The organism is Aerococcus sp. L_32 (assembly GCF_050689315.1).
On record NZ_JBOEQF010000778.1, the window covers coordinates 1 to 853 of the forward strand.

The window sequence follows — 853 nt, forward strand, 5'->3', positions numbered from 1 at the left end:
CAGTGCCTTAATTTCATCCGGTCCTGAACCTGGCGCCCGTCCTAGCCCAATATCAATCCGTCCTGGTGCCAAAGCCGTCAGCAACTTGAAATTTTCTGCAATCTTCAGTGGTGAATAATGCATAATCATAGTACCACCCGTACCCAAATGAATGCGGTCTGTTTTAGCCGCCGCATAAGCCACCAACATCTCCGGTGACACCGACGCCAAACTTGGCATATTATGATGTTCCGCAAACCAATACCGGTTATAATTCATTTTCTCAATCTCTTGGACAAATCGCATGGTACGTTCAACCGCACCCTCTGCAGATTCCCCTTTATTTATCGTCACTAAATCGTGTACGCCTAATTCCACCTAAAACATCCTCTCTATTCTTATGCTCCCTATTATTATAGCCGGTGCATCTTGAACTAGAAAGAAATACGACTTGACTAATCCTGACTTTAATTAAACAACTAATCCTTGTGCTAAATAAGCCACCACATTCAAGACCCCAGCCAATAGCATGATCACCACCGGGTCCCACTTGGTTTTAAATAATAAAGTTAAACATATAGCAAAAATGACTATCGCAACGATGTTGATGGTTTGCACCCCCACCACTTGGTCGCCCCAAAAGCTCGTCACTAGAATAGACATCCCTGCCGTCGCAATCATAGCCACAACCGCTGGACGAAGAGCTTTTAGCACATACTGCAGTGAATCCAAATTCCGGTATTTCATGTAAACATAGGCCAAAATGGTTACCAAAATAATCGATGGAAAGACCGATCCAAGCGTCGCCACAATCCCACCTGGTATACCAGCAATCTGATTGCCCACAAAAGTCGCCGAATTTATAGCAATCGGA

General features: G+C 44.4%; 2 protein-coding genes. Both read right to left on the reverse strand.

From position 1 onward, the window contains the following. Positions 1–357 (reverse strand): MsnO8 family LLM class oxidoreductase (locus tag ACRCJ0_RS16390; protein ID WP_431391225.1); only part of this gene is annotated, 357 nt, incomplete at its 3' end. Between the two features lie 93 nt (positions 358–450). Then, positions 451–853, reverse strand: a 403-nt coding sequence (locus ACRCJ0_RS16395) for a chromate transporter (protein WP_431391227.1), incomplete at its 5' end; no start/stop codon positions are given.